Source organism: Paraburkholderia susongensis (genome assembly GCF_900177725.1).
Taxonomy (GTDB): domain Bacteria; phylum Pseudomonadota; class Gammaproteobacteria; order Burkholderiales; family Burkholderiaceae; genus Paraburkholderia; species Paraburkholderia susongensis.
Genome location: NZ_FXAT01000005.1, coordinates 330596 through 345900, shown reverse-complemented (window position 1 = coordinate 345900; position 15305 = coordinate 330596). Strand labels below are relative to the sequence as shown.

Here is a 15305-nt window from a genome sequence, read left to right as displayed (position 1 = left end):
GAGGCGCCATGACGGGAATGGCGCATCGGCGCGCTCCATGAGACGATAAAGGCCACGATTCCAGCGTTTGCCCGCGATCCTCGAAAACCGCGCCCCGTCCCATGGAAAACCTGCTCAAGAAACTCGACCTGACTTCGCTGCGCCTGTTCGTCGCCGTTTGCCAGGAGCGCAATATCGCGCGTGCCGCGGAGCGCGAGTTCATCGCGTCGTCGGCGGTGAGCCGGCGCATTGCCGAGATCGAGGCCGTGATCGGCCTGCCGGTGATCCAACGCCAGTCGCGCGGGATTACCGTGACGCCGGTCGGCGAGACCGTGCTGCGATACGCGCTCGCGATCATCGGCAACATCGAGCAGATGAGCGCGGAGCTGTCGCGCTTCTCGTCGGGTGCGAAAGGGCGCGTGCGCGTGGTGGCGAATCTTTCGTCGATCGTGCAATTCCTGCCTGAAGACGTCGCCGCGTTCGGCCGTGCGTTCCCGGACGTGTCGATCGAACTCGAAGAAGAAAATAGCGCGGACGTGCTGCGTATCGTCGACGAACACGGCGCGGACTTCGGCATCTGCAATCCGGTTGCCGGCAGTGAAGTGTTCGAGCAGGTGCCGTATCGGCAGGACCGGCTCGCGGTGCTGGTGCCGGGTGCTCACCGGCTCGCGAGCGCCTCGCGTGCGGCGTTCGACGATCTGCTGTATGACAGCTTCGTCGGCTTGCGCAGCGAAAGCGCGCTCACGCGTTTGCTCACGCAGCAGGCGGCGAGCGCGGGGCGGCAGCTCGATGTGCGGATTCGCGTGAGCAGCCTCGACGCGCTGTGCCGGATGGTGCATGCAGGTCTCGGCATCGCGATCGTGCCCGAGCAGGTGGGTCTGCTCTACGTGAATACGCTCGACGTGCGGCTGCTTTCATTGAGCGACGCGTGGGCCGAACGCCACCTCATCATGATCTTCAAGGCGCGCGAGCAGTTGAGCGCGAGCGCCGCGGCACTGGTCGCTTTTCTCGGCAATCTTCTCGGCAATCAGCCTTAGCAAATCCAGCATACGGGCAGCAAGCGGCTGAATCGAACCGCGGCGCAACATGCCGCGTTCGCGAAACGAGACGGCAGCGTTGCCGGACCGGCACTTCGGCATTGACCTTGCGCGCCGTATAGTGAGCGCAAGGAGAATGCATGATGAACGATACGATTCGTCTGGACGGCCGCGTGCTGTACCTGTCGCAAGATCCGGCGGTAATCGACGCGCAACTCGCCGGCGAGAATTTCACGCGCGCGAGCGCGGGGCCGCTGCGCGACAACGTATCCACCGACGAAATCACGCCCGTTACGGTGATGCTCACGTACGACGAGCGCCTCGGCCAGTATCCGTACGTCGGCTTCAAGGCGGGCGAGCGTCTGCCGATCGGCCGCCATGCGGTGAAGGACGGCGGCTTCCAGGTTACGGTGGCGGGCAAGCGTTACGGCAAGGGGTCGTCGCGCGAATCGAGTCCGCTCGCGGAACTGTCGGCGGGCATCCGGCTGATCGTCGCGGAGAGCTTCGAGCGTATCTATCAGCAGAACTGCGACAACATCGGCATTCTGACCACGACCGATTTCGCCGTGCTCGATCGTCTGCTCGCGGGCGAAGCGGTGCCGATCGACGAATTCCTCAAGGGCCGCGACGCACTCACGCAGCAGATCATCCGCAGCGGCGGGCTGCTCGCGTACAGCCGGTTCGCAGACTGGCCCGCGCCGCGCGAGCGCGCTCACGCCGATCACGCCGATCACGCAGGCGCAGCCGACGCGGTGGATTCAGCCTCCTGCACTACACCGAAAACCCTGGTCGAGAAAATCATCGACCGTCATCTGCACCCCGGCACCGCAAGCGCACAGCGTGGCGACGGCGTATTCATCGCCGCCGACTGGCGCTTCAGCCACGACTACTTCACCGGCATGTGCGCGCATCTCATGCATCGCGCGTTCGGCAAGCCCGCGCCTTTGCATGCGCCGGATCACATCATCGCGTTCCAGGATCATCTGGTGCTCGCGCCGCAGAGCATTCCGCACGTGCGCGACGGGTTGCTGCCGGGCGTCGCGAATCTGATGGAAGGCCACACGTCGTTCTCGCGCGACTATCCGGTGCGCTCACACGGCGCGCTCGATGGCGCGCCCGGTTCCGAGGGCATCTGTCATGCGCTGATGGCCGAGCAGTACGCATTGCCGGGCCAGGTCGCGTGCGGCACCGATTCGCACACACCGCATTCGGGCGCGCTCGGCTGTCTCGCGTTCGGGGCGGGGGCGACGGAAATCGCCAATAGCTGGGTGACGGGCTACGTGCGCTGCAAGGTGCCGGAAACGCTGCGCATCGAGATCGACGGCAGCCTGCGCGACGGCGTGACCGCGAAGGACGTCGTGCTGCATCTGCTGCACATGGACGCGATTCGCTCGGGCGGCGCGATCGGCCTCGTGTTCGAATACGGCGGCGCGGCGGTGCGTGCGATGTCGATCGACGAACGCGCGACGCTGACCAACATGGTCGCGGAACTGGGCGGCTTCACGGGCATCGTCGAGCCGGACGAACGCACGGTTACGTTCCTGAAGGAGCGGCGCGGCATCGATTTCGTGCTGGAAAGCTGGATGAAAAGCGACGCGGCTGCGACCTACCGCGACACGATCCGCATCGACGCGGCACAGATCGAGCCGATGCTCGCGCGCCCGGGCGACCCGGGCAACGGCATGCCCACGCAGCAACTGCGCGAGGACGTCGCGATCGATATCGCGTACGGCGGCTCGTGCACCGCGGGCAAGCGCGAGGACTTCGATTTCTATCACGAGGTGCTGCGTTGGGGCGTGGAGCACGGCATTCGCGTGCCGGACGGTACGCGCCTTTATCTGCAATTCGGCACGATGGCGGTGCGCGCGTATTGCGAGGAACAGGGCTATCTGCCGGTGTTCGAACGCGCGGGCGTGACGCTCGTGATGCCGGGCTGCGGCTCGTGCGCGAATTGCGGGCCGGGGCAATCGGCGAATGCGAGCGACGTGACGATCAGCGCGATCAACCGCAATTTCCCGGGCCGTTCAGGGCCGGGCGACGTGTGGCTCGCGAGCCCGTACACGGTTGCGGCGAGCGCGTTGGCGGGAAAAATCACGAGTTTCGAACAATTGAAGCGCGCGCACGGCTAGAATGCAGGCCGGACTCCGGCCCGGCATCGTGTGTGTGCGACGCGCGACAAGGCGCAGGGCCGGCATCGTACCGGCCCCGGCGAGCTTCGTGCTTTGCCGTGAAAGCAGCGCAATAGCAGTTGCATGGGATCGGAGTAAATGCTCTGCATGGGACCGTAGCAGGCGCTAAAGCGCGGACTACGGATCGACAGCTAAAGCGCCAACTCCGATCGACATAGGAGACACATAACATGACATCCCCCGATCACGCGGGGTCCGTCGCGCGCAGCGGCGGCGACGCGGCGCATTCCACCCATACCGCCGACGGCCTTGCTCATCGCGCGGACAGTCCAGACAGCGCAGACCACGCCGCGTCGCTCGACGCCGGCAGCATTTCCGCGCGTCTCGACCGGCTGCCCGCAACGCGCTCCATCTGGAAGCTCGTGGTATTGCTGAGCCTCGGCTTCTTCTTCGAACTCTACGACCTGCTGTATTCCGGCTATGTCGCGCCGGGCCTCGTCAAAAGCGGGATTCTGAGCGCGACGACGCATGGCCTGTTCGGCTCGACCGGCGTCGCGAGCTTCATCGCCGCGCTGTTCAGCGGGCTTTTTATCGGCACGATCGCGTGCGGCTTTCTCGCGGACCGCTTCGGGCGCCGCGCCGTCTTCACGTATTCGCTGCTTTGGTATTGCGTGGCCAACGTCGTAATGGCGTTCCAGGAGAGCGCCACGGGCCTCAATTTCTGGCGCTTCGTTGCCGGTGTCGGCATCGGCGTCGAACTCGTGACGATCGGTACATACATTTCCGAACTCGTTCCCAAGCAGATTCGCGGCCGCGCCTTCGCGTGCGAGCAGGCAGTCGGCTTTACGGCGGTGCCGGTGGTCGCGTTTCTCTCATTTCTGCTGGTGCCGCGCACGCTGTTCGGCCTCGACGGCTGGCGCTGGGTCGTGTTGATCGGCGCGCACGGCGCGCTGTTCGTCTGGTGGATTCGCCGCGCGTTGCCGGAAAGCCCGCGCTGGCTCGCGCAGCAGGGGCGTTTCGCCGAGGCGGAGCGCGTGATGAGCGCGCTCGAAGCGAAAGTGCGCAGCGAATACGGCCGCGAGTTGCCGCCGCCCGCGCCGCCGGTACCGGTCGCGCCGCGCGGCAGCTTCCGCGATATGTGGGTGCCGCCGTATCGCAGCCGCACGCTGATGATGACGATCTTCAACATCTTCCAGACGGTCGGCTTCTACGGCTTCGCGAACTGGGTGCCGACGCTGCTCATCAAGCAGGGCATCACGATCACCACGAGCCTCATGTATTCGAGCGTGATCGCGCTGGCGGCGCCGCTCGGTCCGATCATCGGGCTTTTCATCGGCGACCGCTTCGAGCGCAAGACGGTGATCGTCGTGATGGCCGGCGTGAATATCGTGTGCGGCTTGTGGTTCAGCCAGGCGTCGGGTGCGGTGCTGCTCGTGAGTCTCGGCGTGTGCCTGACGCTCGCGGGCAACATCATTTCGTACAGTTATCACGCGTATCAGGCCGAACTCTTTCCGACCAGTATCCGGGCGCGCGCGGTCGGCTTCGTTTACTCGTGGAGCCGGTTTTCAGCGATCTTCACGGCCTTTCTGATCGCGGCGGTGTTGCGCTACTTCGGTACGACCGGCGTGTTCGTGTTCATCGCGGGGGCAATGCTGATCGTGATGCTCGCGATCGGCTTGATGGGGCCGCGCACGAACGGGCTCGAACTGGAGAAGATTTCGAAGTAGCGCGCGGCCGTGCGCTGCCCGACGAAATCAGCAATCAGAACAACTGCCTTTGCCCCGACATCAGCGTCGTAAAGTCGTCGCGCAGCAGAGGCAGAATCGCGTCGGCAACCGGCTGCAATTGCCGCGTCAGATAGTGCTCATAGTCGATCGCCGAGCGCAGCGTTTCCAGCGGCTCAGGCCCGGCGATCGTCATCACGTAGCTGATCCAGCCACCGTTCTGATATTGCAGAGGGCGCCCCTGCGCGCGATTGAATTCATCCGCGACGCGGGCTGCGCGCACGTGCGGCGGCACATTGCGCTCGTAGGCGGCGAGCGGCCTGCGTAACTGCTTGCGATACACGAGCTGATCGTCGAGCCGGCCCGCGAGCGTATCGCTCACATAGTCGCGCACGTAGTCCTGATACGGTTGCTGCCTGAAAATGCGCAGATACAGACCCTGCTGGAACTGCTGCGCGAGTGGCGTCCAATCCGTGCGCACGGTTTCGAGCCCCTTGTAGACGACTTCCTCGCTGCCGTCCGGCAACATGATGAGACCCGCGTAGCGTTTCTTGCTGCCTTCCTCGGCGCCACGCACCGTAGGCATGAAAAAGCGCCGGTAGTGCCGCTCGAATTGCAGTTCGAGCGCGCTGTCGAGCCCGAAGCGTTCCTGCAATTTCTGCCGCCATGCCGCGTTGATGTGTTCGACGAGCGCGCGGCCGACGCGCGCGGCGTCGTCCTCGCTGTGCGCGTGCTTGAGCCACACGAAGGTCGAGTCGGTGTCGCCGTAGATCACCTCATAGCCTTGCGCCTCGATCAGCTCGCGCGTCGTGTGCATGATCTCGTGGCCGCGCATCGTGATCGACGACGCGAGACGCGGGTCGAAAAAACGGCAGCCAGTCGAGCCGAGCACACCGTAGAACGCGTTCATGATGATCTTGAGCGCCTGCGAAAGCGGTTTGTCGTGCTCGCGTTTGGCCGTTTCGCGTGCCTGCCAGACCTGTGCGACGACCGACGGCAGGCAGTGGCGCGTGCGCGAGAAGCGTGCGCCGAGAAAGCCCGGCACCGAGTGCTCGTCGTCGGGATGCAGCATGCCTTCGACGAGGCCCAGAGGGTCGATCAGAAACGTGCGGATGATCGACGGATAAAGGCTCTTGTAGTCGAGCACGAGCACGGAGTCGTAGAGGCCGGGCCGCGAATCCATCACGAAGCCGCCGGGGCTCGCGGCGCCGGCCACGTCGCCGAGATTCGGCGCGACATAGCCTTGCCGGTGCATGCGCGGCATGTACAGATGCGTGAATGCCGCGACCGAGCCGCCGCTGCGATCGGCGGGCAGGCCGGTCACGTTCGCGCGTTCGAGCAGAAACGGCAGCAGTTCGGTTTTCGCGAAGATGCGCGTGACGAGTTCGCAATCCTTGAGGTTGTAGCGCGCGAGCTCGGGTTTGGCTTCGTCGAAGCGGCGCTGGATTTCGTCCATGCGCTGATACGGGTTGTCGATCGCCTTGCCTTCACCCAGCACCGAGCGCGACACGTATTCGAGGCTGAACGATGGAAAGCTCCACGTTGCCGAGCGCAGCGCCTCGATGCCGTCGATAATCAGGCGTCCCGCCGCGCCCGCAAAAAAATGATTGCGCGTGACGCTATGCTCGCGCCATTCCATCACCGCACCGCCGCGGCCGATGCGCAGCGGTACGCGATATTGCTCAGAATGCTGTTGCAGCACCTTCAGATCGAACTGCACGAGATTCCAGCCGATGATCGCATCGGGATCGTGCCGCTCCATCCACTCAATGAGTTTTTCGAGCAACTGGGCGCGGGTTTCGCAGTATTCGAGCTTGAAGTCGAGGCTGCTTCCGTCACCATCGCCGCCGTCGACACCATTAGGCGGCCCGAGCATATACACCTGCCTCTCGCCGCAGCCTTCGAGCGCGATCGAATAAAGCTCGGCGTGCGCGCTCGTTTCGATGTCGAGCGAAACGAGCTTCAATGGCGGACGATAACCGCTGGCCGGTTTCAGTTCGCCGTTCGAGAGCGGGCCTTTCTGCTGCGGCTCGCCGCTGAACCATACGGGCGCGGTAATGAAGCGCTCCATCATGTAGCGCTCGTGCGGCTGGATGTCGGCTTCGTAGACGTCGACGTCGCCTTGCTTCAGGCGTTTTTCGAAGCTCTTCAACTGCCGGTACTGCGGGCAGTAAAGGCCCATCACCGGCCGATGCTGGAAGTCGCAAAGCTCGAGCGGGCGCAGATCGTACTGCTTTTCGTCACGCAGAATCGTCTCGGCGCGCTCGCGATGTTCAGCGGGAATGAAGGCGACGGACGGCTGAGGACGCAGACGGATGTGGCGCGGCCCGCTGTCCGTGGCCAGCCAGAATTCGATCTCCGTGCCGGCGGGCGTGTCCCGCCAATGCCGGGTCAAAATGAAACCCTGCTCAAACTCAGTCAAACTGCCACCTTTTTGCCGGCTTGATCGCCTTGCGCGATTTTACCGCCGCGGGCGATGACTGACGACGAGCGGGATTCTGTCGCGTTGCTGGAAAACGAGGGGAGCCGTTGCGTCAAACGGTCGAATAAGAAAGGCGCTCCAGACCGGAGCGCCAGCCAAACGCAGCCTGGATAAAAAAACAGTCAGGCTTCGAGCGCGAGCGTCGCAAACGTGGCGAGCCAATGCTCGCCCATGTAATCGCCGGCCACGTGCGCGAGTGCGCTGTGCAGATGACGCTCCGCAGCTTCGAACAGCACCGTGCGGCGCACGTCGCCGGCGGGCAATGCGCGCGCGAGCGAGCGCTGACACCACGCGCGGCTCAGATTGAGGCCGTCGAGGTGCGCGATCTTGCCGTCGCTGCGATCGGTCACGGTGACGGGCTCGAACAGCGTCGCGGGCTTTTTCGCACCGAGGTCCGGCAGAAAGCGCCCGAACCAGGCGACGAATTGCGCGGACGGCAACACGCGCCGCATCAGCTCCGCTTCCATCAGCGAAGGCGAGAGGAATTCGTCGCCGGCCGGCTCCCACGCCTGGCACGCGACGTCGTTGAGAAACCAGCGCTCCGCGGTGCTGACGATCAGCGCTTCCAATGAACTGCGCGAGGTTTGTCGCGCGAAATCGAGCGTCAACGCAAGCGCGAAAGCCATATTGAAGTGCGTGCCGACGCGCAGCGGATAGGTCGCCTTCGGCAGAAACTCCTCGAAGCGTTCGACGAACGTGGCCGTCAGCGGCGCAAACGTCTTCGACCAGCGCGCGGCCTCGGAGATTTTCAGCGATTCGAGCTGCGCGCTCAGCGCGAGCAGCCACGCCCAGCCATACGGCCGCTCGAAGCCGCGATTGTGCGGCAGATCGAGATACGCGAGTTCTCCCGCGACGTTCGCGCCGGTGAAATGCTCGTCGACCACCGCGACGATGCGCGCGGCTTCGGGCAGATCGGGGAAGCGTTCGAGCAGATACAGGACCAACCAGTAGCCGTGCACACACGAATGCCAGTCGTAGCTGCCGTAGAAGATCGGGTGTAACGCGCGCGGGCCTTGCACGTCCTGCGGTCCGGCAAGCGAGTGCGTGAGCTTGTTCGGATATTCGCGCGGGAGGTGGGCGAGCGCGAGATTGGCGAATTTCGACGCGAATTCGCGGGTGAGTTGTTGGGGCAACGGCGCAATCATCAGCGGCTCCTCGGAAGCGGGATACGAACAGGTACGACAGTATGGTGTTGACTATCGCCAATAGTAAAGCGGGCGGCCTGTGTACTTTCTTCGAGCGCTTCTTGCCCGCGCTTCCTTCATGCGCGTTGAAAGACGAAAAACATCACCCCGCGTTGATCCCCGCCGCCGTCAACTGTCTCAACTGCTCGAGCAGCTTCACCGCCGGACTCGGCAGAATGCCCTGCCGCCGCCGGAACGCCGTGAGCGTGCGCCGCCCGACGACGCCCGGCACACCGAGCGTATCGAACACGCCAGCCTTGCCCTCGGTCACGTACATCGTCGAGGCCATCCAGCTCAGAAAGCCCGAACGCGCGACGAGGCTCTTCAACACCGTGATCGAACGCGTTTCGACGACCACGTTCGGCAGCCCGAGCCCGTGCTCGGCGAACACGCTTTGCATATGCTCGAACGGCCCAGTGCCGCGCGGCGGAATCGCCCAGCGTTCGCCGAGCGTGTCCGCCAGCGAGAGGTCGGGCTTGCGCCGCAGCGGATGATCGAGCGCGGCGACCACATAGCTCGCGTCTTCCCAGCGGCAATCGGCGATCGCCGTGATCTCGTCGGTATCGGGTACGGCCATGCTGAGCGCGAGATCGATCTCGCGCTTGACGAGCGCATCGGCGAGCCGGTCCCACACGCCTTCGATAATCTGCACGCGCAGATTCGGCCACTTGCTGAGCACGCCGCTCACCGCAAGCGGCAGCACGAGGCTCGCGATGCTGCCCACCGCGCCCACCCGGATCGTGCCGCGCGCAAGTCCGCGCATCGCGTCGATTTCCTCGCGCGCCTGCTCGGCTTCGCGTTGCAGCAGAATGGCATGGGGCAAGAGCGCCTCGCCGACCGCGGTCAGATGCATGCCGCGCGAATGCCGCTCGAACAGCGGCGCACCGACCTGTTCCTCGAGACGGCGAATGGTTCGGCTCAACGCGGGCTGCGTGATGTGCAGCGCTTCGGCCGCGCGGCCGAGGCTGCCGCTTTCGACGATCGTCGCGAACACCTGAAGTTGCTGGAGGTTGTAAGTCATGCCCAAAGGTAATGCCTTTTTGCAGATTAGGCAATTTTCGGTTACCCCACCCAACGCGATAATGGCTGTTCGATTTTTCGCGCTCATACGACAGGAGGCCTCGCATGACAGGCAGTGCGCCGCAGCAGAATAAAGGGCAGGCAGGCGAACAGGGCGCCGGCAAAAACACGCAATGGACCGTGCGGGACGCGGTCATCGACTTCGCGCGCCGCGTCGGCATGACGTCGATCTTCGCGAACCCCGGCTCGACCGAGCTGCCGATGTTCCGCGATTTCCCCGCGGATTTCCGCTACGTGCTGGGCCTGCAGGAAGCGGTCGTGGCCGGCATGGCCGACGGCTACGCGCAGGCCACCGGCAACGCGGCGCTCGTGAACCTGCACTCGGCGGCGGGTGTCGGCAACGCGATGGGCAACATCTTCACGGCGTTCCGCAACCGCACGCCGCTCGTCGTCACGGCGGGCCAGCAAGCCCGTTCGATCCTGCCTTTCGACCCGTTCCTCGCCGCGACCCAGGCCACCGAATTGCCGAAGCCCTATGTGAAATGGAGCATCGAGCCCGCGCGCGCGCAGGACGTGCCGCTTGCGATCGCGCGTGCCTACGCAATCGCGATGCAGGAGCCGCGCGGTCCGGTGTTCGTGTCGATTCCCGCCGACGACTGGGATCAGCCGGCCGAGCGCGTGCCCGAGCGCGAGGTCGCGCACGTCATGCGTCCCGATCCCGCGATGCTCGAGCGCATCGGCGCTTTGCTCGACGCGTGCGAGCGGCCCGCGTTCGTGGTCGGCGGCGCGGTCGATCGCGCGAATGCGGCAGAGGATGTCGTGCGGCTCGCGGAACGTCATCGCGCGCGTGTCTATGTCGCGCCGATGACCGGCCGTTGCAGCTTTCCCGAAACACATCGCCTGTTTGCAGGTTTTCTGCCGGCGATGCGCGAGCGCATCGTCGAGCTGCTCGGCGCGCATGACGCAATCTTCGTGATCGGTGCGCCCGCGTTCACGTATCACGTCGAAGGCAGCGGGCCGCATGCGCCGCCTGGCGCGAAGCTGTGCCAGCTGATCGACGATCCGGGTGTCGCGTCATGGACGCCGCAAGGTATCGCGGCGGTCGGCAACGTGCGGCTCGGCGTGCAGGATCTGCTCGCGCGCGCCGCGCCGAAGGAGCGCGCATTTCCCGCGCCGTGCGCCGTGCCGCCGCGCGCGTTGCCGCCTGCGGCAGGCGAGCGCATGTCGGTGGCATTCGCGTTGCAGACGCTCGCCGAGGTGCGCGATCCCGACGGCATCGTCGTCGAGGAAGCGCCGAGCGCGCGTCCCGTGATGCAAACCTATCTGCCGATCGCGCGCCCCGGCACGTTCTTCACGATGGACAGCGGCGGCCTCGGCTACGGCATGCCGGCCGCGGTCGGCGTCGCGCTCGCGCGGCCGGGCGAGCGGGTGATCGCGCTGATCGGCGACGGTTCGAGCATGTACTCGATCCAGGCGATCTGGAGCGCGGTGCAGATGCAGCTGCCGATTACATTCGTGGTCCTGAACAATACGCGCTACGCCGCGCTGCAGGATTTCGCGCCCGTGTTCGGCTTCGGGCCGCACGAGCCGGTGCAGGGCACGGATCTGCCGGGGCTCGATTTCGTGACGCTCGCGGCGGGCATGGGCTGCCCCGGCGAGCGCGTGAGCGACGCGGCTAAATTGGCCGACGCGTTGCGCCGTGCGCTGTCGGCGGATGACGTGAAGAACGGTCCCACGCTCGTCGAAGCAATCGTGGCGTAGCGCGCACTTCCTATTCAGTACTACAACCAGCTTGCATGGGATCGGAGTCAGTGCTTTGCACTCACTCTGCTCGATATAGGAGATAGACGATGAAAAACGTATCGATGCTGATCGGCGGCGAACAGGTACAGGCACGCAACGGCGCGACCTTCGAGCGCCGCAACCCGCTCGACGGCGAAGTCGCGACGCGCGCGCCGGCTGCGACGGTCGAAGACGCCGTAGCCGCCGTCGATGCCGCCGCGGCCGCCTTTCCGGTCTGGTCGGCGCTCGGCCCGAGCGAGCGCCGCGCGCTGCTGACGAAGGCCGCGCACGCGCTCGAAGCGAAAGCCGACGCCTTTGCCGCAGCGATGGCCGCCGAAACCGGCGCGTCGAGCATCTGGGCGGGCTTTAACGTGCATCTCGCGGCGGCGGGTCTGATCGAGGCGGCCGCGCTCACCACGCAGGTTGCCGGCGAACTGATTCCGTCGGACGTGCCCGGCAGTCTCGCGATGGGCGTGCGCCAACCCGCGGGCGTCGTGCTCGGCATCGCGCCGTGGAACGCGCCGGTGATTCTCGCGGTTCGCGCGATCGCGCTGCCGCTCGCATGCGGCAACACGGTCGTGCTGAAGGGCTCGGAGATTTGCCCCGCCACGCACGGCCTCATCATCGAGGCGATGCAGGAGGCGGGCTTGCCGCGCGGCACCGTGAATTTCGTGACGAACGCGCCGGCCGACGCCGCGCGGATCGTCGACGCGATGATCGAACATCCGCACGTGCGCCGCGTGAACTTCACGGGCTCGACGCGAGTGGGCCGCCTCATCGCCGAGACGTGCGCGCGCCATCTGAAGCCTAGCGTGCTCGAACTCGGCGGCAAGGCGCCGCTCGTCGTGCTCGACGACGCCGACATCGGCGCCGCCGTCAACGCGGCTGTGTTCGGCGCATTCGCGAATTCGGGGCAGATTTGCATGTCGACCGAGCGCATCATCGTCGACGAAAGCATTGCCGATGCGTTCGTCGATCAACTCGCCGCGCGGGCGCGCGCATTGCCGCTCGGCGATCCGCGCAAGGGGCCGGTCGTGCTCGGCTCGGTGGTCGACATGAGCACCGTCGAGCGCTGCAACGCGCTGATCGACGATGCGCTGGCGAAAGGCGCGACGCTCGTCTGCGGCGGAAAGAGCGAGACCACGTTGATGCCCGCGACGCTGCTCGATCGCGTGACACCGGACATGCGCATCTATCACGACGAATCGTTCGGCCCCGTGAAGGCGATCGTGCGCGTGAGCGGCGAAGAGGCCGCGATCGCGTGCGCGAACGACAACGAATACGGGCTGTCCTCGGCGGTGTTCAGCCGCGATACGGCGCGCGCGCTCAATGTCGCGAAACGCATCGAGTCGGGCATCTGTCATGTGAACGGCCCGACCGTGCATGACGAAGCGCAGATGCCGTTCGGCGGCGTGAAGGCGAGCGGTTTCGGACGCTTCGGCGGCAAGGCGGGGATCGCGGAATTCACCGATCTGCGCTGGATTACGCTGCAAACGACGCCGCGCCACTACCCGTTCTGAGCTGGAGGCTTGCGATGCTTGATGCTTTGGACATTGCAATTCTCGGCGCGGGCGCGATGGGTTCGCTGTTCGGCGGCCTGCTCGCCGAAGCGGGCCATCGCGTCACGCTGGTCGATATCGACGACGCGCATCTCGACGCTATCCGCCGCGACGGGCTGAGCCTCACCACGGACGCAGGTACGCGCATTGTCGGCAATCTGCGCGTGAGCCGTCCTGAGCAGGCCGTATCGGCGCCGGAGCTGCTGATCGTCTTCACGAAGACGATGCACACCGAAGCAGCGCTCGCGTCGGTGCAGGCACTGCTCGGGCCGCACACCGCCGTGCTGTCGTTGCAGAACGGACTCGGCAACGTCGAGCGGATCGCACGTTACGTCGCGCGCGAACGCGTGATGGCCGGCATGACGACGTGGCCCGCGGACAAACCGGGACCCGCGCAGGTGAGCTCGCACGGCGCGGGAGAAATCCGCCTCATGAATGCGGACGGCGAAACGCATGCGCATGTGCGACGCGCGGTCGATGCATTGAACGCGGCGGGTCTCAATTGCATGGCCGATTCCAACGTGTGGTCCGCGATCTGGGAGAAGGTCGCGTTCAATGCGGCGCTCAACAGCCTGTGCGCGCTTACGCAATGCACGGTGGGCGAGTTGTCGAACGTGCCGGACGGCGAGGCGTTGACGCTGAAGATCGTCGCCGAGGTTGCGACCGTGGCGCGCGCGAACGGTATTGCATTCGACGAAGCGCATGTCGTCGATAACGTGCGGCATGCGCTTGCGCATCACCGCGCGCATCGGCCATCGATGCTGCAGGACGTGCTCGCGGGCCGCAAGACCGAGATCGAGGCGATCAACGGCGCGGTCGTCGCGGCGGCGCGCGCGGCGGGCGTTGCCGCGCCATGCACGGAGTGTCTGCTGCAACTCGTGCGGCTCGTCGATGCGCGTGGTACGCGGCGACCTTACTGACGACAACAAAAAAATCGATAAACGCGCACGCAGCGCGAAACATGGAGACACGCTGATGAATTACGTTCCCCCGGCTTCCGCCGCGGCCTCGAAGACGCACGACGACGCGGCCCTCGCGGGCATCGCGCGCGGCGGCAGCATGGTCGACATCGGCCATGCGCTCGACGACGGCCCCTACACGTTGCTGCAAAAGATTGCGGTGGTGCTCGCGGCGCTGTCGATCATCGTCGACGGATTCGACAGCCAGTTGATCGGCTTCGCGATTCCCATGCTCATCAAGGAGTGGGGCATTACGCGCAACGCGTTTGCGCCCGTGGTCGCATCAGGGTTGATCGGCATGGGCATCGGCAGCGCGTTCGCGGGCCTGTTCGCCGATCGCTTCGGCCGCCGCTGGGCCGTGATCGGCAGCGTGTTCGTGTTCGGCATCGCGACCTGCGCGATCAGTCTCGCGCCGAACGTCGCGGCGATCGCCGCGTTGCGCTTTATCGCGGGGCTTGGCATCGGCGGGGCGTTGCCCACCTCGACCACGATGACCGCCGAATTCACACCCGCGCGTTTTCGCACCTTCGCGGTGACGGCGACGATTCTCTGCGTGCCGGCGGGCGGCATGATCGCGGGTTTGTTCGCCGCTCAGGTGTTGCCGGTCTATGGCTGGCGCGGTCTGTTCGTCGCGGGTGGCGTGCTGCCGCTTGTGCTTGCCATCGTACTGCTCGCCGCGTTGCCGGAATCACCGCGCTTTCTCGCGCGCCGTCCGCGCCGCTGGCCCGAACTCGTCAAGCTGCTGCGGCGCATGGCGCGCGATGTCGCGCCCGATGCGAGTTTCACCGACGTGCGCGAGCAGAGCGCGGAGAGGCACGTCGGCTTCACGGCGCTGTTCCGCGACGGCCGCGCACGCGACACCGTTGCCATCTGGGGCGCTTTCTTCATGTGCCTGCTCGCGGTGTACGCCGCGTTCAGCTGGCTGCCGTCGATGCTGACGAGCGAAGGCCTGAGCGTTTCTCTGGCGGGCTACGGCCTGAGTGCATACAACCTCGGAGGCGTGATCGGTGCGCTGCTGTGCGCGCTCGCCATCGGGCGCTACGGCTCGCGCTGGCCGCTGCTGCTGTGCTGCGTCGGCGGCGTGGCGAGTGCGTGGATGCTGCTCGGCGTCAGCGCGACACAGCACACGGCGCTGCTGATCGTCGGCCTCGGCTTGCACGGTCTCTTCGTGAACGCGGTGCAATCGACGATGTACGCGCTGTGCGCTTACGTTTATCCGACCAGTGTTCGAGCGACGGGCACCGCGTCGGCACTCGCGTTTGGGCGCGTCGGCGCGATTCTCAGCGCGTTCGCGGGCGCGGCGGTGATCACCGCGGGCGGCGCGTCGGGCTATCTGCTGATGCTCGGCATCGCCATGGCTATCGTGCTGATCGCGCTCGCGGTGGTGCACCGGCATATCCCGCGCCGGGGCGCTGCATAGGAGCGCTGCCCGACGGTCTCTCGCGATGCG

10 protein-coding genes are annotated in these 15305 nt (G+C 65.6%); 7 read left to right on the top strand and 3 right to left on the bottom strand.

Translation table 11 applies throughout. The features are described 5' to 3' along the window. Window positions 1-101 precede the first annotated feature (101 nt). The 3 genes from B9Z01_RS17765 to B9Z01_RS17755 all read left to right on the top strand — a co-directional run bounded on the left by B9Z01_RS17765 (window position 102) and on the right by B9Z01_RS17755 (window position 4872). Window positions 102-1016, top strand: coding sequence for a LysR family transcriptional regulator (locus tag B9Z01_RS17765; RefSeq protein WP_085485353.1), 915 nt, complete (start codon window positions 102-104; stop codon window positions 1014-1016). A gap of 143 nt (window positions 1017-1159) precedes the next feature. Further along, window positions 1160-3145 (top strand): aconitase family protein, encoded by a 1986-nt coding sequence (locus B9Z01_RS17760; RefSeq protein ID WP_085485740.1) that lies wholly within the window; start codon window positions 1160-1162, stop codon window positions 3143-3145. A 230-nt stretch (window positions 3146-3375) separates the two neighbouring features. Further along, the gene (locus B9Z01_RS17755) at window positions 3376-4872 is read left to right on the top strand and encodes an MFS transporter (protein WP_085485351.1); all 1497 of its coding nucleotides are present in this window, start codon (window positions 3376-3378) and stop codon (window positions 4870-4872) included. A 34-nt stretch (window positions 4873-4906) separates the two neighbouring features. Here B9Z01_RS17755 and B9Z01_RS17750 read toward each other — a convergent pair whose 3' ends face one another. From B9Z01_RS17750 to B9Z01_RS17740, 3 genes are all read right to left on the bottom strand, one after another. Next, complete coding sequence (locus B9Z01_RS17750) at window positions 4907-7291, bottom strand: DNA polymerase II (RefSeq protein ID WP_085485349.1); 2385 nt, start codon at window positions 7289-7291, stop codon at window positions 4907-4909. Window positions 7292-7473: 182 nt separating this feature from the next. After that, complete coding sequence (locus B9Z01_RS17745; protein ID WP_143808982.1) at window positions 7474-8484, bottom strand: DUF2891 domain-containing protein; 1011 nt, start codon at window positions 8482-8484, stop codon at window positions 7474-7476. Between the two features lie 154 nt (window positions 8485-8638). Further along, window positions 8639-9556, bottom strand: a complete 918-nt coding sequence (locus B9Z01_RS17740) for a LysR family transcriptional regulator (RefSeq protein WP_085485346.1) — start codon at window positions 9554-9556, stop codon at window positions 8639-8641. A 104-nt stretch (window positions 9557-9660) separates the two neighbouring features. Between B9Z01_RS17740 and mdlC the strand changes: the two genes are divergently transcribed. The 4 genes from mdlC to B9Z01_RS17720 all read left to right on the top strand — a co-directional run bounded on the left by mdlC (window position 9661) and on the right by B9Z01_RS17720 (window position 15275). Then, on the top strand, window positions 9661-11316 hold the full coding sequence (mdlC, locus tag B9Z01_RS17735) for a benzoylformate decarboxylase (protein ID WP_085485344.1): 1656 nt from the start codon (window positions 9661-9663) through the stop codon (window positions 11314-11316). Window positions 11317-11405: 89 nt separating this feature from the next. After that, a complete protein-coding gene (locus tag B9Z01_RS17730) occupies window positions 11406-12857 on the top strand; it encodes an aldehyde dehydrogenase (RefSeq protein WP_085485342.1) in 1452 nt (483 codons plus the stop codon). Window positions 12858-12883: 26 nt separating this feature from the next. After that, window positions 12884-13816, top strand: a complete 933-nt coding sequence (locus B9Z01_RS17725) for a ketopantoate reductase family protein (protein WP_338047377.1) — start codon at window positions 12884-12886, stop codon at window positions 13814-13816. Window positions 13817-13871: 55 nt separating this feature from the next. Continuing rightward, entirely contained in the window at window positions 13872-15275 is a 1404-nt protein-coding gene (locus tag B9Z01_RS17720; protein WP_085485738.1) for an MFS transporter, read from the top strand. The last annotated feature ends 30 nt before the right edge of the window (window positions 15276-15305 follow it).

Coding starts and splice junctions, on each gene's coding strand:
- B9Z01_RS17765 (WP_085485353.1), top strand. CDS start 102: ATGGAAAACCTGCTCAAGAAACTCGACCTGACTTCGCTGCGCCTGTTC.
- B9Z01_RS17760 (WP_085485740.1), top strand. CDS start 1,160: ATGAACGATACGATTCGTCTGGACGGCCGCGTGCTGTACCTGTCGCAA.
- B9Z01_RS17755 (WP_085485351.1), top strand. CDS start 3,376: ATGACATCCCCCGATCACGCGGGGTCCGTCGCGCGCAGCGGCGGCGAC.
- B9Z01_RS17740 (WP_085485346.1), bottom strand. CDS start 9,556: ATGACTTACAACCTCCAGCAACTTCAGGTGTTCGCGACGATCGTCGAA.
- mdlC (WP_085485344.1), top strand. CDS start 9,661: ATGACAGGCAGTGCGCCGCAGCAGAATAAAGGGCAGGCAGGCGAACAG.
- B9Z01_RS17730 (WP_085485342.1), top strand. CDS start 11,406: ATGAAAAACGTATCGATGCTGATCGGCGGCGAACAGGTACAGGCACGC.
- B9Z01_RS17720 (WP_085485738.1), top strand. CDS start 13,872: ATGAATTACGTTCCCCCGGCTTCCGCCGCGGCCTCGAAGACGCACGAC.